Annotated in this window: 28 protein-coding genes and 2 tRNA genes; 26 read left to right on the top strand and 4 right to left on the bottom strand. The window is 34.7% G+C overall.

Annotated elements, in window-relative coordinates:
• Positions 1-88 precede the first annotated feature (88 nt).
• The 17 genes from rodA to HNR52_RS01235 all read left to right on the top strand — a co-directional run bounded on the left by rodA (position 89) and on the right by HNR52_RS01235 (position 13,521).
• Positions 89-1,186, top strand: coding sequence for a rod shape-determining protein RodA (rodA, locus tag HNR52_RS01315; RefSeq protein ID WP_013788336.1), 1,098 nt, complete (start codon positions 89-91; stop codon positions 1,184-1,186).
• Between the two features lie 17 nt (positions 1,187-1,203).
• On the top strand, positions 1,204-1,599 hold the full coding sequence (gene mgsA, locus HNR52_RS01310; protein WP_013788335.1) for a methylglyoxal synthase: 396 nt from the start codon (positions 1,204-1,206) through the stop codon (positions 1,597-1,599).
• A 56-nt stretch (positions 1,600-1,655) separates the two neighbouring features.
• Positions 1,656-2,402, top strand: a complete 747-nt coding sequence (locus HNR52_RS01305; protein ID WP_435619467.1) for a peptidoglycan DD-metalloendopeptidase family protein — start codon at positions 1,656-1,658, stop codon at positions 2,400-2,402.
• Positions 2,392-3,255 carry a M50 family metallopeptidase gene (locus HNR52_RS01300; protein WP_435619466.1) on the top strand — a complete coding sequence of 288 codons (864 nt, stop codon included), beginning with the start codon at positions 2,392-2,394 and terminating at the stop codon, positions 3,253-3,255. Before HNR52_RS01305 ends, HNR52_RS01300 begins: the two co-directional genes overlap by 11 nt.
• 9 nt (positions 3,256-3,264) lie before the next feature.
• Entirely contained in the window at positions 3,265-5,109 is a 1,845-nt protein-coding gene (locus HNR52_RS01295) for a TIGR03960 family B12-binding radical SAM protein (protein ID WP_435619465.1), read from the top strand.
• Positions 5,081-5,749 carry a TIGR03936 family radical SAM-associated protein gene (locus HNR52_RS01290; protein ID WP_435619464.1) on the top strand — a complete coding sequence of 223 codons (669 nt, stop codon included), beginning with the start codon at positions 5,081-5,083 and terminating at the stop codon, positions 5,747-5,749. The genes HNR52_RS01295 and HNR52_RS01290 overlap by 29 nt, the downstream gene beginning before the upstream one ends.
• A 10-nt stretch (positions 5,750-5,759) precedes the next feature.
• Positions 5,760-7,181: an Rne/Rng family ribonuclease gene (locus tag HNR52_RS01285; RefSeq protein ID WP_435619463.1), complete on the top strand. Its 1,422-nt coding sequence runs from the start codon at positions 5,760-5,762 to the stop codon at positions 7,179-7,181.
• Positions 7,182-7,296: 115 nt separating this feature from the next.
• Positions 7,297-7,608 carry a 50S ribosomal protein L21 gene (gene rplU, locus HNR52_RS01280; protein WP_013788329.1) on the top strand — a complete coding sequence of 104 codons (312 nt, stop codon included), beginning with the start codon at positions 7,297-7,299 and terminating at the stop codon, positions 7,606-7,608.
• A 2-nt stretch (positions 7,609-7,610) separates the two neighbouring features.
• On the top strand, positions 7,611-7,946 hold the full coding sequence (locus HNR52_RS01275; protein WP_013788328.1) for a ribosomal-processing cysteine protease Prp: 336 nt from the start codon (positions 7,611-7,613) through the stop codon (positions 7,944-7,946).
• A complete protein-coding gene (gene rpmA, locus HNR52_RS01270; protein ID WP_013788327.1) occupies positions 7,943-8,230 on the top strand; it encodes a 50S ribosomal protein L27 in 288 nt (95 codons plus the stop codon). The genes HNR52_RS01275 and rpmA overlap by 4 nt, the downstream gene beginning before the upstream one ends.
• A gap of 79 nt (positions 8,231-8,309) precedes the next feature.
• Entirely contained in the window at positions 8,310-8,537 is a 228-nt protein-coding gene (locus tag HNR52_RS01265; protein WP_013788326.1) for a Spo0B domain-containing protein, read from the top strand.
• Between the two features lie 19 nt (positions 8,538-8,556).
• Positions 8,557-9,828, top strand: a complete 1,272-nt coding sequence (obgE, locus tag HNR52_RS01260; protein WP_435619475.1) for a GTPase ObgE — start codon at positions 8,557-8,559, stop codon at positions 9,826-9,828.
• Between the two features lie 96 nt (positions 9,829-9,924).
• Positions 9,925-10,548: a nicotinate-nucleotide adenylyltransferase gene (gene nadD / locus HNR52_RS01255; RefSeq protein ID WP_435619462.1), complete on the top strand. Its 624-nt coding sequence runs from the start codon at positions 9,925-9,927 to the stop codon at positions 10,546-10,548.
• 4 nt (positions 10,549-10,552) lie between these two features.
• Positions 10,553-11,125, top strand: coding sequence for a bis(5'-nucleosyl)-tetraphosphatase (symmetrical) YqeK (yqeK, locus tag HNR52_RS01250; protein WP_013788323.1), 573 nt, complete (start codon positions 10,553-10,555; stop codon positions 11,123-11,125).
• A gap of 27 nt (positions 11,126-11,152) precedes the next feature.
• Positions 11,153-11,515 carry a ribosome silencing factor gene (rsfS, locus tag HNR52_RS01245; protein ID WP_013788322.1) on the top strand — a complete coding sequence of 121 codons (363 nt, stop codon included), beginning with the start codon at positions 11,153-11,155 and terminating at the stop codon, positions 11,513-11,515.
• 139 nt (positions 11,516-11,654) lie between these two features.
• A complete protein-coding gene (locus HNR52_RS01240) occupies positions 11,655-12,305 on the top strand; it encodes a helix-turn-helix transcriptional regulator (RefSeq protein WP_435619474.1) in 651 nt (216 codons plus the stop codon).
• A 79-nt stretch (positions 12,306-12,384) separates the two neighbouring features.
• Positions 12,385-13,521 (top strand): DUF362 domain-containing protein, encoded by a 1,137-nt coding sequence (locus HNR52_RS01235; RefSeq protein ID WP_013788320.1) that lies wholly within the window; start codon positions 12,385-12,387, stop codon positions 13,519-13,521.
• 20 nt (positions 13,522-13,541) lie between these two features.
• On the opposite strand, the gene HNR52_RS01230 is transcribed toward HNR52_RS01235, so the two are convergent.
• Positions 13,542-14,798 carry a D-alanyl-D-alanine carboxypeptidase family protein gene (locus HNR52_RS01230; protein WP_435619461.1) on the bottom strand — a complete coding sequence of 419 codons (1,257 nt, stop codon included), beginning with the start codon at positions 14,796-14,798 and terminating at the stop codon, positions 13,542-13,544.
• A 116-nt stretch (positions 14,799-14,914) separates the two neighbouring features.
• Here HNR52_RS01230 and HNR52_RS01225 point away from each other — a divergent pair, with 116 nt between their 5' ends.
• The 3 genes from HNR52_RS01225 to msrA all read left to right on the top strand — a co-directional run bounded on the left by HNR52_RS01225 (position 14,915) and on the right by msrA (position 17,192).
• Positions 14,915-15,532, top strand: a complete 618-nt coding sequence (locus tag HNR52_RS01225; RefSeq protein ID WP_013788318.1) for a helix-hairpin-helix domain-containing protein — start codon at positions 14,915-14,917, stop codon at positions 15,530-15,532.
• 41 nt (positions 15,533-15,573) lie between these two features.
• Complete coding sequence (locus HNR52_RS01220; RefSeq protein WP_435619460.1) at positions 15,574-16,635, top strand: coiled-coil domain-containing protein; 1,062 nt, start codon at positions 15,574-15,576, stop codon at positions 16,633-16,635.
• A 65-nt stretch (positions 16,636-16,700) separates the two neighbouring features.
• On the top strand, positions 16,701-17,192 hold the full coding sequence (gene msrA, locus HNR52_RS01215; protein ID WP_013788316.1) for a peptide-methionine (S)-S-oxide reductase MsrA: 492 nt from the start codon (positions 16,701-16,703) through the stop codon (positions 17,190-17,192).
• Positions 17,193-17,222: 30 nt separating this feature from the next.
• On the opposite strand, the gene HNR52_RS01210 is transcribed toward msrA, so the two are convergent.
• Positions 17,223-17,693: a phosphatidylglycerophosphatase A family protein gene (locus tag HNR52_RS01210; RefSeq protein ID WP_435619459.1), complete on the bottom strand. Its 471-nt coding sequence runs from the start codon at positions 17,691-17,693 to the stop codon at positions 17,223-17,225.
• A 128-nt stretch (positions 17,694-17,821) separates the two neighbouring features.
• Between HNR52_RS01210 and gltX the strand changes: the two genes are divergently transcribed.
• The 5 genes from gltX to gltA all read left to right on the top strand — a co-directional run bounded on the left by gltX (position 17,822) and on the right by gltA (position 23,684).
• Positions 17,822-19,264, top strand: a complete 1,443-nt coding sequence (gltX, locus tag HNR52_RS01205; RefSeq protein ID WP_435619458.1) for a glutamate--tRNA ligase — start codon at positions 17,822-17,824, stop codon at positions 19,262-19,264.
• A 70-nt stretch (positions 19,265-19,334) separates the two neighbouring features.
• Entirely contained in the window at positions 19,335-19,760 is a 426-nt protein-coding gene (locus HNR52_RS01200; RefSeq protein WP_013788313.1) for a gamma-glutamylcyclotransferase family protein, read from the top strand.
• A 295-nt stretch (positions 19,761-20,055) separates the two neighbouring features.
• Positions 20,056-21,255, top strand: coding sequence for an iron-containing alcohol dehydrogenase (locus HNR52_RS01195; protein WP_013788312.1), 1,200 nt, complete (start codon positions 20,056-20,058; stop codon positions 21,253-21,255).
• Positions 21,256-21,445: 190 nt separating this feature from the next.
• A complete protein-coding gene (locus HNR52_RS01190; protein ID WP_435619457.1) occupies positions 21,446-22,300 on the top strand; it encodes a sulfide/dihydroorotate dehydrogenase-like FAD/NAD-binding protein in 855 nt (284 codons plus the stop codon).
• A 1-nt stretch (position 22,301) separates the two neighbouring features.
• Entirely contained in the window at positions 22,302-23,684 is a 1,383-nt protein-coding gene (gene gltA / locus HNR52_RS01185; protein ID WP_435619473.1) for an NADPH-dependent glutamate synthase, read from the top strand.
• Positions 23,685-23,810: 126 nt separating this feature from the next.
• On the opposite strand, the gene HNR52_RS01180 is transcribed toward gltA, so the two are convergent.
• Positions 23,811-23,883, bottom strand: a tRNA-Glu gene (locus HNR52_RS01180).
• Positions 23,884-23,889: 6 nt separating this feature from the next.
• Positions 23,890-23,963: transfer RNA gene (locus HNR52_RS01175), tRNA-Gln, on the bottom strand.
• A gap of 165 nt (positions 23,964-24,128) precedes the next feature.
• Here HNR52_RS01175 and fdxA point away from each other — a divergent pair.
• Positions 24,129-24,299, top strand: coding sequence for a 4Fe-4S ferredoxin (gene fdxA, locus HNR52_RS01170; protein ID WP_013788306.1), 171 nt, complete (start codon positions 24,129-24,131; stop codon positions 24,297-24,299).
• The last annotated feature ends 68 nt before the right edge of the window (positions 24,300-24,367 follow it).

Raw genomic sequence — 24,367 nt, 5'->3', positions numbered from 1 at the left:
ATAATCAAATGTATAGTTAAATGGTGTGTTGTATGATATAATACTATTGTAATCATGAATACTTTCTATAGAGGGGAAATAGAAGTTAATGTTTAACAAGAAGTTGTGGAAAAATTTTGATTTTGCTTTGTTGATTACTGTTTTATTGATATGTGCGTTTAGCGCTGTAGTCATTTCCAGTGCGTCACATGCAGTTGAGACTGGTTCATACAAAAATGTGATTGTTCAGATTGTAGCTGTTTTATTTGGATTGGTATTTTTATTTGCCATAACGCTTTTTGATTACAATCAGATTGCCAGACTCTCAAAGGTAATCTATGTATTAAATATCTTAGTCCTCATTTCCGTTCTTTTTATCGGTAAAGTAAGTAACGGTGCTCAAAGCTGGATTCACGTAGGGCCCATTGATATTCAACCGTCAGAGTTTTCGAAAATAGCCCTTGTGTTGACATTAGCAAACTTATTTAATGAGATGGGTGAAATCAAGACTTTCAAAGATCTGGTAAATCCACTTATTCACGTTCTAATTCCCTTTGTGATTGTGATGTTGCAGCCGGATCTTGGTACTGCATTGGTTTTTTTAGCTATTTTTGTGGGTATGCTTTTTATTTCTGGTGTAAAACCAAAGGTATTTGCTGGGCTTATTGCGATGGGTATAGCTATGATGCCTGTAGCATACAAGATTTTAAAGCCTTACCAGAGAAACAGACTTCTATCGTTTATAAATCCAAATCTTGATCCGATGGGGTCAGGATACCATGTAATACAATCTAAGATAGCCATAGGCTCCGGTATGTTTTGGGGGAAAGGCCTTTACAACGGTAGTCAGACGCAGCTTTACTATCTACCAGAAGCTTGGACTGATTTCATTTTTTCGGTTGTAGGAGAAGAATTAGGCTTCATTGGTGCTACAGCTTTGATACTGTTGTACGCTTATATGCTTTATAGATGCTTTAGAATTGCGGTTATGGCAAAGGACAAGTACGGCTACTTGATAGCTGTAGGCATAATTTCTATGTTTACATTTCACATATTTGAAAACATCGGTATGACTGTAGGAATTATGCCAATTACAGGAATTCCCCTTCCTTTTATGAGCTATGGTGGCAGTTCACTGGTTGCTAATATGATTGCTATCGGGCTATTGCTAAATATTGGAATGCGAAGGCGAAAGATCAATTTTTAAATGAGAGGATGATTTGATTGAATATAGCTCTTATTGCGCATGATATGAAAAAATCTATAATGGTGGATTTTGCTATTGCCTACAAAGAAATATTAAAAAAATGCAACATATATGCTACAGGTGCCACAGGTCAACTGGTAGAGGAAGCTACTGGCATCAAAGTCAATAAATTTTTGCCGGGGCCTATGGGTGGTGATCAACAGATTGGTGCAATGATTGCAGAAAACAACATGGACTTAGTCATATTTTTGAGAGATCCATTAACGGCACAGCCACATGAGCCTGACATATTGGCACTTTTAAGGGTTTGCGATGTTCATTCAATACCACTTGCGACAAATTTGGCTACCGCGGAAGTGCTGATAAAAGGATTAGATGCAGGATTTTTGGAATGGAGAGATGCGGTTAAATAAAAAAATCATAAACCTCCTTTCTATGTAATATAAATATAGTAAAGGAGGTTTATCTTATGAAACCTAACAAATGGCAATATGTTAGCTATTCAAAAAATCGCATCAGTAATTTTAAAAAGTATTTTGGTCTTTTGGAAAACCAATTGATAGTTTGTCTTTTGATTTTAGGCGTAGTCATGCTTTTTAAAGCCATAAATGTTCCAGCTACAAATAAAACTGTAGACGAAGTGAAAACAGTCCTTAATTATAATTCTAACTATGAAAATACTAAAAAAGGGCTTAAACTTGTCATGAACAGGATACCTTCGTTAAAAGACGACGTTGTAAAAGTGTTTTCAAATAAAGCAGATGATTCAAAAAGTACTACAACTCAAGTTGTAAGTAGTGGGATGATAAGACCTGTTGATGGAGTTGTAGTGTCTACATTTGGTACAAAAGTAGATTCTTCTACTTCGAAAGAAGTGAAAAACGACGGAATTGACATAAGCGTATCCAGCGATAGGCCAGTAGTTGCTGTATTGGATGGAGAAGTCATGATAGCGGATAATGCTAATCCTGACTGGGGAAAAGTGGTTGTAATAAAACATGATGGTGACATACGCTCTGTCTATGCATACCTCTCTGAAGTAGATGTAAAAGTCGGAGATAAAGTGCTTAAAGGTCAGACGATTGGAAAAGTTAGCGCTGGCAGCAACAATAGTGCTATGATGCATTTTGAAATATGGGAAAACGGAAAACCAGTAGATCCTGAATCAAAGATAGACTTTAATCCAGCAATAAGTGATGTCAAAAATGAAAATTGACGATGTGAAAATAAAGGTAAACCCATTTACGTGGGTTTTTATATTGCTTCTTATATTAGCTGGTCTTTACATTGAACTTATTGATATAATCTTGACTGTAGCGATACATGAAGCAAGCCACTATTTCGTGGCAAAAAAATTAAATATAAATATGATTCAGATAGAAGTATTTCCTTTTGGAGGGGCGGCTGTTTTCGACAGTGAGATTTTTATAAGGCCTGATTTAGAGATCATCATTGCATTAGCAGGACCTTTGTCAAATGTTGTTTTTATTATGGTGCTTATTATAGTAAGCCAAATTATTGGAACGCAGTTGGAATACCTTATAAAAATTAATGTTCTAATGTGTGCATTTAACCTTTTGCCGGGTGTTCCTTTAGATGGAGGAAGAGCTTTGAAGTCTGTTTTATCCAATTTCATAGGTTTAACCAGAGCTAATAACGTAGCAGTCAAGATTTCATACGTGTTATCTTTATTGCTCATATACGGCAGTATACTTATGATTATAAATGGGAATAAAAATTATGTATTGATTACTATGGCTGTATTTCTCATAATATCTGCCAGAAATGAGCGGAAACTATCTCAGTATTTTAACTTGAGAGATTTAATATACAAAAAAGAAGAGTTATTTAGGCGTGGAGTTATGAATGTCAGGACAATAGCAGTGCTTGATGACCAAAAATTAATCAAAATAATCAATTGTTTTTTGCCATTAAAATATCATATAATAGTTGTGTTGGATAAAAATTTGAAAGAGAAAAAAAGACTTACAGAGACAGAGCTTTTTGATTTTGCCATTGAAAACGGACTTTACTTATCTATTGGCGAAATCTTAAGCAAGATAAAATAGGAGGTAACAATGTCAGATTTAAAAAACAAGATAGATGATTTGTTGATGAAAGTGAATAAACCTGCCAGATACACCGGCGGTGAAATAAATTCTGTGATTAAGGATGTAAATAAAGTTGAAATAAGATTTGCATTTGCTTTTCCTGATGTGTACGAAGTTGGCATGTCTCATCTTGGGCTTAAAATACTTTATAGTTTGATGAATGAACGAGATGACACATATTGTGAAAGGGTATTTGCTCCATGGATCGACATGGAAAGCCTGATGAGAGAAAAGGACATACCTCTTTTTTCACTTGAGACAAAAACACCTCTTAATATGTTTGATATAATAGGGTTTACTCTGCAGTATGAATTAAGTTACACAAACATATTAAATATGCTGAATTTATCTAAAATTCCAGTAAGAAGCAAGGACAGGAAAGGATATCCTTTGGTTATAGCCGGTGGGCCTTGTGCAGTTAATCCTGCACCATTGTCTGATGTTGTGGATTTGTTTGTTATAGGTGACGGTGAAGAAATTATAAATGAAATCTTGGATTTAGTAATATCTTGTAAAAAAGACAATGTACCGAAGGAAGAACTTTTAAGACGCGCATCTAAAATTCAAGGTGTTTACGTCCCATCATTATATGTAGAAACGTACAATGATGATAATACTATTAAAAGCATAAAGCCTATTGAAGAAGGTGTGCCTGCAATAATAAAGAGGAGAATTGTAAAAGACTTAGATAAGACATACCATCCAGACAAACAGATTGTACCGTTTATAAATATCGTCCATGATAGAATCGTGCTGGAGGTTTTTAGAGGCTGTACAAGAGGCTGCAGGTTCTGCCAAGCAGGTATGATCTACAGGCCTGTAAGGGAAAGGTCAAAAGAAACCCTTCTGCAATTAGCTGATAAATTGATAAAATCAACTGGATATGAAGAAATTTCATTGACTTCTTTGAGTACATGCGATTATTCACAGATAGAAAGTTTAGTATATGATCTTATAGAGAAGTACAAAGATATGGGGACTGGTGTAGCGTTGCCATCTACCAGAATAGATGCTTTTTCTGTCAATCTCTTAAATGAGATTCAAAAAGTCAGAAAGACTGGCCTTACACTTGCACCTGAAGCTGGAACACAAAGACTTAGAGATGTCATTAATAAGGGTGTGACTGAAGAAGATTTAGTAAATTCTACTAAAGAAGCATTTAAGGCAGGGTGGAAAAGCGTAAAGTTGTACTTTATGTTAGGTCTTCCAACGGAGACGATGGAAGATGTAAAAGGCATATCAGATCTTGCTCATTTAGTAGCTGATGTATACAAAGATGTGAATGGCAGCACAAAGGGTCTTAAGATAACTGTAAGCACTTCAACTTTCGTGCCAAAGCCATTTACACCATTTCAATGGTATCCTCAAGACGATATGGACTCCATAATAAATAAACAAAATTATTTAAAAGAGCTTCTTAGAGGAAAGATATTCAGCTACAACTGGCATGAACCAAATATGAGCTTTTTAGAAGCTGTAATCTCTAAAGGAGATAGAAAAGTAGGACAAGCAATTATTAAAGCATGGGAAAGTGGATGTAAGTTTGATGGTTGGGATGAGCAGTTTAAATTTGATAAATGGCTGGAAGCGTTTGAGAGCGTTGGGGTGGATCCAAAATTTTACGCTTATAAAAAGAGGGATTTTGATGAAGTTTTTCCTTGGGATATTGTGGATGTAGGCGTAAAAAAGGAGTACCTTAAAAGGGAATGTAAAAAAGCCATTGAAGGAAAACTTACAGGCGATTGCAGGTTGCATTGTACAGGATGTGGTATAAAAGATCTTGATGAAGGAGTTGTATGCTTTGAAGCTTAGAGCTAAATTTAAAAAAGATGGGGATTTAAAGTACATTTCTCATTTAGACCTTATGAGAACTATAGAAAGGGGTATGAGAAGGGCACAAGTAAAATTTTCACTGTCAAAAGGGTTCAATCCACATCCATTGATATCTTTTGGGCCGGCACTTAGCATGGGTGCGACAACTCACGGGGACTATTTCGATGTAGTGGTAGAAGGCGAAATTGACCCTAAAAAATTTAAAGATGATTTAAATAGAACATTGCCTGATGGCTTAGAGATCATCGATTGCTATATTGTCGATGATAAGGATTTGCTGTCAAACAGAGTGAAAGAAGCTGAATATACTGTAGATGTTTATTTGATGAGTCATGTGATAAATTTTCCTGATGAAATTAAAAGATTTTTGAGTAGAAGTGAGATATTTATAGAAAAGGAGTCAAAAAGTGGCAGCAAAGTCATCGACTTAAAAAATTATATTTTGGATCTAAAAATGCTTGATGCAAAAGGCAGCAAAATCACTCTGTACGTGAAGCTAAAAATTTATGAAGGTTCTCCAGGACCTATATATGTTGTAAAAGCTCTTGATGATTTTTTAGGACATGTTTTTAATATGGAGAAAGTCTTTGTAGACAGAAGAAACCTTATTTTAAATTGAGGTGTTTTGCTTGAAGAGAATTTTGTTTGATATAAGTGATAAATTTTATCAAGTAGCATATTTGGAAGATGGCTTGTTAATTGAATATCATGTTGAGCATTCTGATAAAAGAAGCATAGTTGGGAATATTTACAAAGGAAAAGTAAAAAATACTATAAAGGGTATGCAAAGTGCCTTTATTGACATAGGAATAGATAAAAATGCGTATTTATTTGTAAATGATGTTAAATGGATTTCGGAATCAAATCCTTCAATAACTAAATATGTGAAACCTGGGCAAGATATAATTGTTCAAGTCTTAAAAGATTCTATAGGGCTTAAAAATCCGAGAGTTACGACGAATATATCGCTGCCTGGAAAATATGTAGTGCTTATGCCTGATGCTGATCATGTTGGAATTTCCCACAGGATAGAAGATGAAAAAAAGCGAATGGAGCTAATAAATATAGCTAAAAGAGTAAAACCGGATAATGTAGGCATAATAATCAGAACGGCGGCACAATATGTCGGAGAAGAAGAATTTGAAAAAGACATAGTTGATTTGTGTAAATTGTATGAAGATATATTAAATAAATGTAAATTTGCTGATTCACCTGAGTTAATTTACGAGGAAGAAAATTTTATCGTTAAGTACATAAGGGATTTGTCGTCATTGATAGTGGATGAAATAGTGGTAAATGATATAACAGAATACAAAAAGATTTTTGATTATATAAAAAAGGAAGGCCTAAATATTTCAGTAAAATATGAGGATGGAGACTTAGTAGGTCTATATGGGATTGAGAAACAAGTGGAAAGACTGTTAAGCAAAAAAGTTTGGCTTAAAAGCGGTGGCTTCTTAATTATCGATGAGACAGAGGCTTTGACTGTTATAGATGTGAATACTGGTAAATACACAGGTAAGTCTTCACTTCATGAAACAATTTTAAAAACGAACATAGAGGCTGCGAAGGAAATTGCATTGCAATTGAGACTAAGGGATATTGGTGGCATCATTGTTGTAGATTTTATCGATATGGATAGTGATAATGACCGCCAGAAGCTTCTAAGAGTTTTTGAAGAATCTTTAAAAAGCGATAGATCAAAGTGCAGCGTACTTGGCTTTACACATTTAGGATTAGTAGAGATGACGAGAAAGAGAGTCAGGTCAAACGTAAGCGAATATTTGCAAGAGAAGTGTGATTGCTGTAAAGGCACAGGGTGTATCGTGTCAAGCGATATGATGCAACTTAGAATAAATCGCTCTATAGAGAGAATCTTAAGAAATACAAATGCTAAAAAAATAACTATAACTTCAAATCGCAGAGTACAAAGCATAATCGAGAAAAGCAATATAATAGAAAAGTACATGGAAAAATACGGTGTAGATATAAGCACCATCTGCAATAACAAACTTGATACTGATGAATTTTACGTAGATTATCAGTTGTAATTGACATTTTCATATTGTTATGTTAGAATACACTTTGTAGCCGCTCGGAACGGGTTTAAATACTTCATTGAAGTACCTTGGTTTCCGGCGAGACTGGTAAAGAGGAGGTGCCCTAATGTACGCAATTATAGAGACTGGTGGCAAACAGTACAGGGTTCAAGAAGGCGATATACTCAATATTGAGAAGCTTGATTGTGAAGCTGGCAGCGTATATTCCTTTGATAAGGTATTGGCTGTAGCAAAAGATGATGGAACTGTTGATTTTGGGAAGCCATACGTTAAAGATGTTAAAGTAGAAGCGAAAGTTCTTGAACATGGTAAAGGTAAGAAGATTATCGTCTTTAAGTACAAGCCGAAGAAGAATGAAAGAAAGAAACATGGTCATCGTCAACCATATACAAAAGTTCAGATTGAGAAGATCATGTAAAAATGATTAAAGTCAGCATATATAGAAATGATGATAAAGTAAAAAAATTTGAAATTAAAGGACATGCTGGTTATGATGTCTATGATAGGGATATAGTATGTGCCGGTGTTACGGCAGTGGCACAGACGGCTGTCCTTGGATTGGAATCAATTGACACAACTTCTTTAAAGAAGAAAGTAAGAGATGGCTATATGTACGTTGAAATAGAAAATTACGGTGTTGGTGAAGATGCCATAAAGTCTTGTGCTATTGTAGATACGATGGTGCTGGGGCTTAAAGACATTGAAAAGGACTATCCAGCGTATGTAAAGGTCTTTGATAGGAGGTGTGATGGATGAAACTGCAATTATTTGCTCATAAAAAAGGTATGGGAAGTACCCGTAATGGACGTGATAGCGAGGCAAAAAGGCTTGGCGTAAAAAGAGCTGATGGACAGTTTGTCTTAGCAGGAAACATTCTTGTAAGGCAAAGAGGTACAAAGATTCATCCAGGTGCTAATGTGGGCAGAGGAAAAGATGACACTCTGTTTGCATTAATTGACGGATATGTAACATTTGAGAGAAAAGGCAAAGACAAAAAACAGGTAAGCGTATATGAGAAAAGGAAAGAAGTCCTGGCATAAGCCGGGATTTTCTTTTTTATAATGGAATGTATGGTATAATATAGGTAAATCGAATATTTAGCTTAAGGAGCTGATATTGGTGTCTAAATGTGAAGATGAATTGTTGATAAAATACATAAATTTAAAAAGGCATGAGTACATAAATGACCTGCAAGTTTTGCTAGGATATGCACAGCTTGGTAAGTCTGATAAGATTTATGACTACATTCAAAAAATCATTGATGAGTGCAACAATGAGCGCAATGTATTTAATAGCGATATGGATAGTATCATGAATTTTATTAAAAATAAGATAGAAGAGAAATAAATTTAAAGTGGGTGATGATGTGTTTATAGACAGTGCGAAAATTTATATAAAGTCGGGAAATGGTGGAAATGGTGTTATATCATTTAGGAGAGAAAAATACGTAGCGTATGGTGGTCCTGACGGTGGTGATGGAGGAAAAGGTGGTGATGTGATATTTATTACCGATCCTAATATTTCTACTTTGATGGACTTTAAATACAAAAGAAAGTACGTTGCAGAAAGTGGTGAAAATGGCAGCGGAAATAACAAATACGGCAAAGATGGTGATGATCTTATTATTAAAGTTCCTGCTGGAACTCAAATAATAAGGGATGACACCAATGAGTTGATAGCAGATCTTGCAAAATCTGGGCAAAAAGCTATAGTTTTGAGGGGTGGCAGAGGCGGAAGAGGAAATGCAAAATTTGCTTCAGCAACTTTAAAAACTCCAAGATTTGCAGAAAGCGGCGAGGAAGGCAAAGAGCTTTATGTGAGATTAGAGCTAAAGTTATTAGCAGATGTAGGTCTTGTTGGATTTCCTAATGCTGGTAAGTCAACATTGCTTGCGTCATGTACAAATGCAAGGCCTAAAATAGCAAATTACCCATTTACAACCTTATATCCCAATTTAGGTGTCGTATACCATAAAGGAAAGTCTTTTGTCATGGCTGATATACCAGGACTTATTGAAGGCGCCCATAAAGGTGAAGGTCTTGGATATGACTTTTTAAAGCATATTGAGAGGACAAAGTTGATATTGCACATTGTGGATGTATCAGATCCGATGTCGGATCCTATAGACGATTTTAAGAAAATAAATGATGAAATGTATTTGTACAGTGACAGATTAAAAGAAATTCCGCAAATTGCTGTTTTAAATAAAATAGATGCAGTTGATCCGTCATCGATTAATTTAGATGATCTCATTGCAAAGATGAAAAATCTTGGATATGATGTCTTTAAAATATCTGCTATGACAGGTGATGGTATTGACGGACTTCTTGATAAGACGATAGAGATGCTTGACAAGTTTAAGGTAGATGTTGAGGAAAATACAGAAGACGTCATTATCTACAATATGCCAAAGGAAGATGAAACTGTTGAAATTGAAATAAAAGATGGCGTTTACTATTTAAGTGGAACGAAAATAGATAGATTGTTGAAAAGAGTAAATCTTCAAGATGAAAATTCACTTAGATATTTTGAAATGATATTAAAAAAGTCAGGTGTGATAGATATGCTTAAAGAAAAAGGATTTAAAGATGGAGATGCGATAAATGTTAGGGATTTTGTATTCGAGTATTATGAATAAAAGATATGCTGTTTATCCAATATTGTCTCTAAAAGTTTATTATTGTATAATTTACGTATGAAAATTGTTTTTGAATTTCAAGTGGAGGATATTTAGATGACTAATAAATTACAAAGGATTGGCATTATGGGTGGTACTTTTGATCCAATACATTTCGGCCACCTTGTTACAGCGGAGGCTGTCAGAGATCAATTTAATTTGGACAAAGTTATATTTGTCCCGTCAGGCAATCCGCCACATAAAGTCAAGAGAAACATTACTGATAAAAAAATAAGGTATTTGATGACGATTCTTGCTACCGTTACAAATCCATATTTTGAAGTATCTGCTATTGAGATAGATAGGGAAGGATACACATATACTATTGATACGCTAAAAGAATTTAAAAATATATACGGAGAAGAAACACAGATATTTTTCATAACAGGTGCTGATGCTATACTAGAGATTTTAACATGGAAAAACGCCGAAGAGCTTTTAAAGATGTGCAATTTTGTTGCTGCCACAAGGCCAGGTTATGCAGGTGATAGCATAAGCGAAAAGATCGAATATATCAAGAGAATATACGATAAAGAAATATTTCAGGTAACTGTGCCGTCATTAGCCATATCATCCACAGACATACGCAATAGGGTATTTGAAGGCAGACCAATCAAGTATTTGTTGCCAGAGTCTGTAGAAAGATACATTGAAAAAGCTGGACTTTATAAGAGAGGTTGATATTGTGGACTTTGAATTTTTTGCTGATAAATTGAAAAAATTATTAAGTGGTGAGAGATTTAATCATTCATTAGGTGTTATGGAGACGTCTGAAAAATTGGCTGTAAGATACGGTGCAGATGTTGAAAAGGCAAAAATTGCCGGATTACTTCATGACTGCGCAAAAAACCTTAGAGAAGACGAGCTTGTTGCCTTAGCAAATAAGTACGGAATTCAAATAGATGATATCTTAGAAAAATCGCCATATTTGCTTCACGGACCTGTTGGAGGATATATGATAGAAGACTACTTTGGCATACATGACGATGAAATAAAACGTGCCATAATGCTTCATACTACCGGAGATAGAGATATGACGCTTTTGGATAAGATAATATTTTTAGCTGATTATATAGAGCCAAACAGAAATTTTGATGGAGTAGAAGACTTGAGAGAGGCGGCATATAAAAACCTTGATGAAGCAGTGATCATGGCATTAGACGAAACAATAAAATATGTGATCGATAAAGGACAGCTTTTATATCAGAAAACAGTAATTGCTCGCAACGATATGATAATAAAGACAAAATATATTTGATAAAATTTTATGTTTGGAGGTACAACATTGGATAAGAAGAGCACCGATATAACATTAAAAATTTTAAAGATACTTGATGATAAAAAAGCACTTGATATTAAAGGACTATATGTAGGAGAGCTTACTACGGTTGCCGATTATTTTGTGATTGCCAGTGGCACGTCTACAACTCATGTAAAATCTCTATGTGATGAAATTTCAGAAAAGCTTGCTGAAGATGGCGTATATGTAAATCACATAGAAGGTTACAATTCGGCTACGTGGATATTGATGGATTACGGCAGTATTGTAGTTCATATTTTTACTAAAGATGAAAGAAGCTTTTACTCGTTGGAAAGGCTTTGGGGTGATGCCAAAGAAATAGCTCTTGACAATGCTTTATCAGATTAGTATAATGAATTTAATATAAACCTCCGTGGCCTGCAGAGAAGGCAGGGAGGTTTTTTTGTAATCTTGTATTCAATAAATTATTTAATCTTTAAATTAGTTTAATTTATATTTGAAGTTTTAGGGGGGGATATAAGTGCCTATAAAAGTACATCCACTATTAAAAAATTTTATACCAGTTGTAGATAGCATCGCCAAAACGTTTGGCAAGAATTGTGAAGTCGTTCTTTATGATTTTTCAAATTTGCAAAGTTCTGCAATTGCTGTTGGAAATGGACATATTACAGGCAGAGAGATTGGAAACCCTATACCAGAAGCTATTCTAAAATCGCTTAAGGCAAATAAAACTGACAACGAAGTCAATTTCAAAACTAAAGGAAGAGATGGAAAGATTCTAAAATCTACCATTGTATACATTAAAGATGATGCTGGAAGACCGATAGGATGTTTGTGCATAAATATTGACATTTCAGAATATATAATGGTTAAGAACACGTTAGAAGATCTCTGTGAGATAAGCGATGGGGAAGAAGCTCCTGCTGAGCCTTATGGAGGAAGCGTAAACGAAGTTTTAGAGAACATTGTAAACACTACAATAGAGAATTACGGGAAACCTGTCAACTTTATGTCTAAAGAGGAAAAAGTCAATATGGTGAAAATGTTAGATGCTAAAGGCACTTTCTTAATAAGAGGTGCGATAGACTATGTTGCAAAAATACTGTGCGTATCCAGATATACCATATACAATTACCTTGATGAAATAAGAGTAGGGGATGACCTTGGCAAATATTAAAATTGATTATAGGAATGTGCATAAGCTGCATTCCTTTAATATTTTGGTCTAAAATATATTTTTAAAGGTGGCGTATATCTTGTATACCGTATCTATTGAAAATTGTTCTTCTTATTCCCAAAATGATGTAAAGGTTGCATTGGAAAATTCTTTTAAAAATCTTGGTGGACTTGAGAAATACATAAAAAAAGGACAGAGAGTCTTTCTTAAGGCAAATCTTTTAAAGAAAAATAGACCTGATGATGCTGTAACGACACATCCTTCAATAGTTGAAGCAGTTGCAAATGCTATTAAAGCAATTGGAGCTATACCTATCATAGGTGATAGTCCAGCAGGGCCTTTTTCTTATAGAGCTTTAAAGTCGATTTATGAATCGACAGGCATGGCAGATGTTGCAGCAAGAACTGGTGCTGAATTAAATTATGACACAGAAGAAGTAGAAGTAAAAATACCGGATGGAAAGATTATCAAACAAGCTACATTCATGAAAGCACTTATGGAATGTGATGCTATTGTGTCAATGCCAAAATTGAAGACACATGGTTTGACAGTTTATACGGGAGCTGTAAAGAATCAGTTTGGTGCTATACCAGGGCTTGTAAAAGCTGGTTATCACCTTTCAATGCCGGATGTGAAAGACTTTGCAGATATGTTGATCGACATAAATACAATTTTAAAGCCAGTATTGACGATAATGGATGCTGTAGTTGCAATGGAAGGAAATGGTCCGTCTGCTGGACGTCCAAAAAAAGTTGGATTAATTATTTCATCGGATGATGTTTTTGCCCTTGATACAGTAGCTACGTCAATTATCGGTTTGAAGCATCAAGATGTGCCAACAGTTTTTATGGCTCAAAGACGTGGTTTGGGTCATATGGAAGATATAAAAATCGCAGGTATGAATATAGAAGATATAAAAATAGATGATTTTGATATACCTACATTAAGAGGTTTTAGCGTGACTGAAAAGATTCCAAAATTTTTGGTTAGATATTTAGATAGACATGTTAAACCATATCCAGTCTTTGATCATGATGCATGTAAAAGCTGTGGAATATGTGTAACCAATTGCCCTCCTAAAGCGTTAAAAATGGTTGAAAGCAAGCCAATTGTCGACCTTAAAGCGTGTATTAGGTGTTTTTGCTGTCAAGAGCTGTGTCCTCATAAAGCAGTAAGCATAAAAAAGCCATCGATTGCAAAGTTGTTTTATAGATAAAAAAGGGTTGTTCACCCTTTTTATTTTATGAAGATAAATTTATTTTTTGCCCTTTTTCTTAGCCACAGCAGAATTGATATCATCACTATGAATAACCCCAGAAAAAGTTCAACGTAGGATCTGATTGTGCTATAATCTTTCATTACAGTGGTTTTAGTTCCATTGTAGTATGTTCCTAAGTAATTTTTATAAACCGACTCATCCGCTATAAGCGGTACACTTCCAATGTATTTACCATTGAAAGTGAAATTGATCGAGCCTAACGTAGTGCCTTTCTTTACAGGTGCATTTATATTTTTATCGACCGAAATAGATGACTTAATACTGTTTTCTTGTCCTTTTGGCACTACATAGTAGAATGAGTCTTTTGCAATAAGGGGTAACTTAAACTTTACCTTTCCAATATCTACGTATGTTACGATTGAATTCTGCTCTAAAGGATTTACAAGATCAAAATTATTAAAACCATAGTTTAACAATTTTATCGTATCTGTCCATATGTTTGTACCTTCATCACCCATGATTACAGATATCAATCTGTGGCCATTTCTTGTAGCAGATCCTACAAAAACTTGATTAGCGGCAATAGTGTAACCCGTTTTTACCCCATCTGCCCCGTCGTAATGAAAGCTTGTGGGTTTTATTAATCTATTGCTAATCCAGAGATCTCTTGGCTTATCAAATTTGTTAGTAGGTGGTATCTGATAATGTATAGTGCTTACGATTTTTCTAAATGTAGCATTTCTCATTGCATACCTTGCTATCAAAGCCATATCATATGGTGTCGAGTAGTGCTCAGTATTTGGCAATCCATTTGGATTGACAAAATGGCTGTCTTTAGCACCAATTTCTTTTGCCTTCTCATTCATCAAATTTGCAAATCCTTGTATGCTGCCACCAATATGGTCAGCTACTGCAATTGCAGCATCATTAGCAGACTCTAAAAGCATAGCATAAAGCAATTGCTCTAATGTAAGTTTTTCTCCCGGTACAAGGTAGATAGAATTTCCATCAATATTTTTGACATCATCATTTACAGTTACTACATCATTTAATTTCCCTTTTTCAATGGCGATAATCGCTGTTAAAATTTTTGTCGTGCTGGCAGGATACATTCTTTGATTCATATTTTTGTCGTAAAGGACTTGACCAGTAGTGAAATCCATCAGTACCGCTGTAGGCCCTACAATTTGCGGTGGATTTTCCATTCCATATACTTTTGGTATAAAATTAATCAAAAATATAATAACCGTAATAATAGAAACTATTTTTTTCATGCTTTTGCCTCCATATACGCTTATAATTTTAGTATATCAAAAAAATATGAAATTTAAAAAGGAATTTATATAAAAATGTAGAAATATTTATATAGCAAAATCGAAAGAGGTGGAGTATGTTTAAATTAACCAAAAGTCAACAATATGGAATTATTGTTTTATTGATAATAGCTTCATTATTAACGGGGTATTTTGTCTTTGAAAGAAGCAAAACTCAAAAGAATGATGATATTGTCAACATTAAAAGCGATAAGAATTTAATAAACAATTCCAATACAGGTGAACCAATAGAAAATGAAAAGTCCAAAGAAATAAAAGTGTATGTAACTGGTCTTGTTAAATCGCCTGGGGTATATACTATGAAAGAAGGTGACAGAATCGATGATGCTATAAAACTGGCAGGAGGGCCGTTGGATGATGCAGATCTTTCAGATATAAATTTAGCTGAAAAGTTAAAAGATGAGCAGATGATAAAAGTGCCGAAAATAGGAGAAAATGATGTTTCCAATGATAAATTCAGCAGTTCTAATGCACCAAATGGCAAGATAAATATCAATACGGCTACAAAAGAAGAGCTTGATACACTGCCGGGAATTGGCGAAGTCACTGCACAGCGCATAATAGATTTTAGAGAGCAACATGGCAATTTTCAAAGAATAGAGGACATCATGAATGTTTCAAGGATTGGGCCAAAGCTTTTTGAACAAATAAAAGATAAGATAACAGTTAATTGAAATGTAAATTTGTTCCATATAGAACATGATGGGGAGAAATTATGAAGAAATACGTGTCAATACTTTTGATATTTCTATTGCTGTTTTCAAATATTAAGACGACTTATTCTGACCCTGCATCAGATTTAAAAAATGCACAGATTGAGGAACAAAAAATCATAATTGAGCTATTTAATTTAGATATGGAAAAAGTAAGAGCATCAAATTTATTGGAAAAACTCAATTCTGAAATCACAGATACAACAAAACATATCGATTCAATGGAAAAAGAGATATCAAGCATAAGCAGAGAAATCGTGAACGAGAGAAATAATATAAAAAGTTGGTTTAGGTTTTTGTACATGAATGGTACAAACACCATATTATCTCTTTTACTGATGTCAAACAACGCATCAGAGCTTTTGCACAGATTGATATACATAGATATAATTACTAATTACTTTTACAGCAAATTAGATCACATAAATTACCTCTTAAAAAATAAAAAAACTGAAGAAGAGGTATTAAGCCATCAGAGAGATGAATTGAGGAAAAAAATAGAAGAACAAAAAAATGCGATTTTGACTTTAAATAAATTAGAAAGCGAAAAAAGTGCAATGCTTGATAATATTAAAAAGCAAATTAACGATTACCAAAGAATATTAGACATAAGTGCATCGGTGGAAAGTGGCATACCATCTCTTGATTTTTTGCTAAATAATATTTCAAAACTGCCTTGGAACAGCCTTCAGCCTGATAACTTCGATATTCAAATTGATTCGGTATCAGCATCATTTAGCGATGAATCAATAAGCAATATGATTGACAATTATAATGATGTATTGAAAAATGTAAAGATCATATTCGATGATAGCGGATTTACTTTATCTGATGGGGATAATTATACTTTATATGGAAATTTTAAGGTGAATGATGGAAAAATTGATTTCAACGTTACGTCAATTAATGTAAAAGGTGTGGAGATAACGGGAGAAGACTTAAACAATATTATAAAAAACTACAATACTGTTTTGGATTTTGAAAGTCCATTAAAACAATATAAATTAGTGAGTGTTGAGACAAATGCGGGTGAAGTGAAGTTTACATTGTCAAGAATAAAATAAAAATATTTTTCTTTGGCTATTTAGTGTGTTAGACTTATATTAGATTCTTATGAGGAGGAGTAGCTATGAAAGAAATAGTTTTAGCAGGTGGATGTTTTTGGGGTGTCCAAGCCTACTTTGACACCATAGACGGGGTAATTGAGACGAAAGTTGGATATGCAAATGGAAACAAGGAAAACCCAACATACGAAGAAGTGTGCACAAATACGACAGGTTTTGCTGAGGCCTGTTATATAAAATACGATGAGAGTATTATATCGTTAGAAGATTTACTGAGAAGCTATTGGAAGATCGTAGATCCTACACTTAAAAATAGGCAAGGCAATGACATAGGTACGCAGTATCGTACGGGGATTTACTACATAGATGATGGCGATCTTAATGTGATATTAAGATCTAAGGAGGAAGAGCAGAAAAAGTATGAAAAGCCGATCGTGACTGAAATTGAACCGCTTAAAAATTTTTACGATGCTGAGGAATATCACCAGAAGTACCTTAAGAAAAATCCAAATGGTTATTGCCATATACCAAGAGAACTTTTTGAAAAAGTAAAATGAAGGGGCATTTTTAGTAAGCCCCTTTTTAATCTATTTTCCGCTTTTGATGGAGTGAGCTATTCTAGAACATGCCGCAGCAACTATTGCGGCGACCAAATCATCTATAAATGTATTGCACCTTTCGTCTTTATGTTCATTTAATGTTCCTATTATGCCGAGTTTTACTTTATCTAAGTAACCATAGTTAGTAAGCCCAATTGATCCGTAGATGTTTGTAATGCTTAAGGCTAAGATTTCGTCAATCCCATATAGTGGTTCATCTCTTTTAAGAATTGATAGAAGTGGTTCTTCTAACATGTTTTTCTCTGCAAGTTTGTCAAGGGTTATGCCTGTCAATACGGCATTTTGAACTTCTCTTTTGTCTAAAACTGCATTTAAGCTTTCTATTGCCTCATCCATAGTTAGATCGTAATACTTTTTTTGAAGCTCTAATACAAGTTTAGCCATGTCTTCAATATCTACTCCACGTTCTTTTAACAAATTTATGATTATATCCTTCATTTTGCGCCTCCTTAAAATATTAATGTCGTGTAACCATATATTATGTGCAATTGTTGAAAAATATTATATATTAAAGTATAATCTAAATTAGTTTTAAATCCAATAGACAGCTGGAAAGGGATGTTTATATGAAAGATGTTAGAGTTAGGTTTGCACCAAGCCCAACAGGCAATTTACATATTGGCGGTGCCAGAACAGCGTTATTTAATTGGCTTTTTGCAAGGCACAACAATGGAAAGTTAATTTTAAGAGTTGATGATACAGATTTAGAGCGTTCAACTGGTGACTCGATGAAGGCCATATTAGACGGACTTAAGTGGCTTGGCATCGATTGGGATGAAGGGCCTTTATACCAGTCAAAAAGACTTGAGCTGTATAAAAAGTATGCTGATGAACTGGTAAGACAAGGCAAAGCTTATTATTGTTTTTGTACAAAAGAAGAGCTTGATATAATGAGAAGCGAAGCGCAAAAGGCTGGAAAACCACCTATGTATACAGGCAAATGTAGGAATTTATCGCCTGACGAAGTAAAAAAGTACATGGATGAAGGCAAAAAATACGTCGTACGTCTGAAAGTGCCAAAGGAAGGAAAAACGGTAGTGCACGATATAATCAGAGGAGATGTTGAGTTTGACAATTCAACGTTTGATGATTTTATCATAATGAAGTCGGATAATATGCCTACATACAATTTTGCAACGGTAATAGATGATTATGATATGGAGATAAGCCATATAATAAGAGGAGAGGAGCACTTATCAAATACTCCTAAGCAAATTCTCATATACGAAGCATTAGGATTTGAAAAACCAGAATTTGCACACGTTTCGATGATATTGGCGCCTGACAGAAGTAAACTCAGCAAAAGGCATGGGGCTACGTCTGTGCAGGAGTTTAGAGATTTAGGATACTTGCCTGAGGCAATCATAAACTATATCACACTTTTAGGATGGGTTCCGTCAGATGGTGAAGAAGTGTTTACAACAGAAAAAAGTGTAAGAGAATTTACTTTAGATAGGGTATCTAAAAATCCAGCTATATATGATACAAAAAAGCTTACTTGGCTAAATGGCATTTACATAAGAGATTGTGATATAGATAGGTTGACAAAAGAAGTCATACCGTTTTTGATTAGCAAGGGATTAATAGGTGATGAATACGATTATGATTATATAAGAAAGATTGTAAGTGCTGTAAGAGAAAGGGAAAAGACTTTAAGCGAAATAGCTGATGCCATGTCATACTACTTCAAAGATGACTTTTTATACGATGAAAAAGGCGTTAAAAAGTATTTTGAAAAAGATGGAGTCGAAAACATACTTAGAGAAGCCATCAAAGCACTCAAGGCAGTAGATGATTTTAATTTGATTGAAACTGAAAATGCCTACCGGGATTTGATAGAAAGGCTGAACATAAAAAGTGGTGATTTGTTTCACCCGACAAGACTTGCTATATCTGGCAGAACGTTTGGACCAGGTTTATTTGATATAATGGAACTATTGGGCAAAGAAAAGACTGTTGAAAGGATAGAAAAAGCCATAAAGTATATTGAAAGCATTAAACAAAAGTAAGAGGATATTCTGTTCTCTTACTTTTGTTTAAATATAATTTTTATGGTAAATTTAATTAGGAGATGAACCTATGGGAAAGCTTTATTTGGCATATGGCAGCAATATGAATTTTACAGAAATGATGAAAAGATGCCCAAATGCACAATTAATTGGCCCTGCCATAATCGAAAATTGGAAACTGGTATTCAAAGGTAAAGACGGTTTTGCTTATGCCACAATTGAACAATCAAATGGCAGTTTTGTTCCGTCTCTTTTGTGGGAAATAGGAAAGAAAGATGAAGATGCTTTGGATAAATATGAAGATTATCCGGATCTTTATAGAAAAGAATTTGTAGAAGCAATTTGCGAAGGCAAATCAATAAAAGCGATGACATATATAATGAATTCGGGGTATGATATAGGAAAACCAAGCAAAAGGTATTATAATATCATAAAGCAAGGTTACATAGACGCAGGTTTTGACGTTGAACTTGTAGAAGATATTTTAAGAAATTAACATAAACGTAACGTGTACTTAATATGGACATAACAATTTTCTTGTAATATAGATGTTGATAAGTAAATATAAATTTTTAGGTTGGAGATGAAGAGAAACCGTTAATGTGATTAACAATTTCATAGATAAATTGTTAATCTGTAGTGGTTTCTCTTTTTAATGTAATATGCGTCTTTTTATATTAATTTTTGTTAGAGAAAATTTTATTGCAGGACTGAATTTGACTATTCGATGGAAAGGGACTATAATATAATATGAAATTTGTTATAAATTTAACTAATAGGAGGTTATAAAAATGTGGGAAACAAAGATTAATCCTAACAAGATTTTTGAACTTCGCTGCAAAAATACGATTTATTTTGGTGCTGGCAGTATACATAAGATAAAGGATATATTAGAAAATCTAAAAATTAATGGCATTAATAATGTTATTTTTATAACAGGCAAAGGATCGTATAAGACTAGCGGTGCTTGGGATGTTGTAAAACCTGTATTGGAGGAGCTTGATTTAAAATATTCGCTTTACGACAAAGTTGGTCCAAATCCTACAGTTGATATGATTGATGAAGCAGCAAAAATCGGACGTGAATCTGGAGCAAAAGCTGTAATTGGAATTGGTGGTGGTAGTCCGATAGATACTGCCAAAAGCGTAGCTGTACTTTTAAAGTATACTGATAAAAATGCAAGAGAACTTTACGAGCAGAAATTTATACCTGATAAGGCTGTCCCTATAATAGCTATAAATCTTACACATGGTACAGGAACGGAAGTAGATAGATTTGCAGTAGCTACTATACTAGAGAAAAATTATAAGCCAGCTATAGCTTATGATTGCTTATACCCTATGTATGCTATAGACGATCCTTCGCTTATGACAAAGCTTGACAAAAAGCAGACGATAGCAGTTACCGTTGATGCTTTAAATCATATTACTGAAGCAGCTACAACGCTTGTTGCATCTCCATATAGCATTCTTACGGCTAAGGAAACAGTAAGATTGATTGTTCGTTACCTTCCTGCTGCTGTAAATGATCCATTAAATCTTGTAGCAAGATATTATCTTCTGTATGCTTCTGCATTAGCTGGTATATCTTTTGACAATGGCCTTTTACATCTTACTCACGCTTTAGAACATCCTTTAAGTGCTGTAAAACCTGAAATAGCTCACGGGTTAGGACTTGGAGCAATATTGCCAGCAGTTATAAAAGCTATTTATCCAGCTACAGCAGAAGTATTGGCTGATGTATATAGTCCTATAGTTCCTGGTTTAAAAGGACTGCCTGCTGAGGCGGAGTATGTTGCAGAAAAAGTTCAGGAATGGCTTTTTAATGTAGGGTGCACTCAAAAGTTATCTGATTTTGGGTTTACGAAAGATGATATTCCTAATCTTGTGAAACTTGCTAAAACAACTCCTTCCCTGGATGGATTGTTATCTATTGCACCTGTTGAGGCTACTGAATCTGTCATTGAAAAGATTTATTTAGAATCTCTTTAACTTTGATAAAAAATTGTCTTGTTTTGTTAAATTTATTACGATTTTGTTAAATGATTAGACAATTTGTTGTTTTTAATGTAAAAATATTTGACATTAGTTATATAAATATATAATATATCATTAAGTGAAAAATTATGTCTGGTATAAAGCCAGACATAATTTATTACTAAACTTTGGAGGTGTGAAAACAATGAACGAAATTTTGGAGAAGAAACAATTGAATCCTACTGTCAAAATGATGGTTATAAATGCTCCTCTTATGGCAAGAAAGGCAAAACCTGGACAGTTTGTCATAGTGAGAGTAGATGAAAAGGGTGAACGCATCCCTTTGACTATAGCAGATTACGATGGTGAGAAAGGAACTATCACTATAATATTTCAGGAAGTCGGTATGAGCACTAAGAAATTAGGTACGTTAAACGTTGGAGATAGATTACATGACTTTGTAGGACCTTTGGGAAAACCTGTTGAATTTTCAAAAGATACTAAAAGAGTATTGGCAATCGGCGGTGGTGTTGGAGTTGCGCCATTGTATCCAAAAGTAAAAATGCTAAATGAGATGAAAGTATCAGTAGATAGCATAATAGGTGGCAGAAGTGCGGAATACGTGATATTAGAAGACGAAATGAAAAAAGTTAGTGAAAACCTTTATATAACGACAGACGATGGTACGAAAGGACGCAAAGGCTTTGTGACAGATGTATTAAAAGAATTAATAGAAAAAGGCAACAAATACGATGAAGTAATTGCGATAGGACCACTGATAATGATGAAGATGGTATGCAATATAACTAAAGAATACAACATACCTACTATGGTCAGCATGAACCCAATAATGGTAGACGGAACTGGAATGTGTGGTGGTTGTAGAGTTACAGTTGGAGGAGAGACAAAATTTGCCTGTGTCGATGGTCCGGCGTTTGACGGTCTTAAAGTAGACTTCGATGAGGCGATGAGAAGACAGAATATGTATAAAGATATGGAGAAAAAAGTATTAGAAAAATATGAGCATGAATGCAAGTTAGGAGGCATCTTAAATGGCTAATATGTCGCTAAAAAAAGTACAAATGCCCGAACAGGAACCAAATGTACGAAACAAAAACTTCAAAGAAGTTGCATTAGGGTATGAAGAAAACATGGCTGTAGAAGAAGCCGAAAGATGTATTCAATGCAAGAATCAGCCATGTGTAGAAGGCTGTCCTGTTCACGTAAAAATACCTGAGTTTATCAAACTGATAGCAAATAGGGACTTTGAAGGAGCATATCAAAAGATAAAAGAGACAAATAATTTACCTGCAATATGTGGAAGAGTATGTCCACAGGAAAGCCAGTGTGAATCAGTATGTACAAGAGGTAAAAAAGGAGAGCCTGTAGCCATCGGCAGACTCGAAAGATTTGCAGCAGATTGGCACATGAAAAGCAAAGAAGACAAAATAGAGAAAACAGCAACAAACGGCAAAAAGGTTGCTGTTATAGGATCTGGACCTGCTGGATTATCGTGTGCAGGTGATCTTGCTAAAATGGGATATGACACAACCATCTTTGAAGCATTTCATACACCCGGTGGAGTTTTAATGTATGGTATTCCTGAGTTTAGGCTTCCAAAAGAAATAGTGCAAAAGGAAATTGATTCGTTGAAAAAATTAGGAGTGAAAATTGAGATAAACATGGTTATAGGCAAAATACTTACAATAGACGATTTATTTGATATGGGATATGAGGCAGTGTTTATAGGGACAGGTGCAGGATTGCCTAAATTTATGGGTATACCTGGAGAGAACTTAAATGGAGTTTACTCAGCAAATGAATTTTTAACTAGGATTAATTTGATGAAGGCTTATGACTTTCCTAATAGTCCAACCCCAGTAAAAGTAGGTAAAAAGGTTGCCGTTATTGGCGGTGGAAATGTAGCAATGGATGCGGCAAGATCCGCAAAGCGCATGGGAGCAGAAGAAGTGTACATCGTATATAGAAGATCTGAAGAAGAAATGCCTGCAAGGCTTGAGGAAATACACCACGCCAAAGAAGAAGGAATCATATTTAAGTTATTGACTAACCCTGTAAGAATAATTGGTGATGAAAGTGGCAATGTAAAAGGAATCGAATGTGTGAAGATGGTTTTAGGTGAAGTAGACGAGTCAGGAAGGAGAAGACCTGTAGAAGAAAAAGGTTCTGAACACATAATAGATGTAGATACGGTTATTGTAGCAATAGGACAAAGTCCAAATCCACTTATAACATCCACAACAGAAGGGCTTGATAAGCAAAAATGGGGCGGAATAATAGTCAACGAAGAAACATTGGAGACAAGTCGTAAAGGAGTTTTTGCAGGTGGCGATGCTGTCACAGGTGCAGCAACGGTTATACTTGCGATGGGGGCCGGCAAAAAAGCCGCAGCATCTATAAACAAATTTTTGAGTGAAAAGTAATTTTTAACTGTAAAACACCATTTATTGCGTTGTATATAGTTAAATGCAATAAATGGTGTTTTTTATCTAAAATTATAACTTTAAACATAAAAAAAGCACCGCTTTTTAAAGCGATACTTTTAGAAGTAGCCTTAAGGGGAGTCGAACCCCTGTCTTCGCCGTGAGAGGGCGATGTCCTAGGCCACTAGACGATAAGGCCAAATATTGGCTGCCGAACTAGGATTCGAACCTAGACTAGATGATCCAGAGTCACCGGTGCTACCGTTACACCATTCGGCATCAACTGACAGAACTTATTATAGCATGGGTTTTTATTTTTGACAAGAGGGTGTTAAAAAATTTTATAAAAAAATCAACTTGCCTTAAGTGTTTACATATTAATATAAATGCTATATAATATCCTTTGAAGTTATATACTGTATACATAAAAGGGGGGATATGACAATGGCACATATTATTACAGATGAATGCATAAGCTGTGGTGCTTGCGCTGCAGAATGCCCTGTAGATGCTATTCACGAAGGCACAGGAAAATACGAAGTGGATGCTGATACATGTATAGATTGTGGTGCATGTGAACCAGTATGCCCGACAGGAGCTATTAAGGCTGAATAAGATTAACGAAAAGTCCCTCTCGGGGCTTTTTGTTTAATTGACTTAAAAATTTCAAAGTGGTATAATCT

It is taken from the genome of Thermoanaerobacterium thermosulfurigenes (assembly GCF_051201035.1).
Lineage (GTDB): Bacteria > Bacillota > Thermoanaerobacteria > Thermoanaerobacterales > Thermoanaerobacteraceae > Thermoanaerobacterium > Thermoanaerobacterium thermosulfurigenes.
The sequence above is the reverse complement of the archived record's forward strand: the minus strand, read 5'-3'. Positions and strand labels throughout refer to the sequence as shown.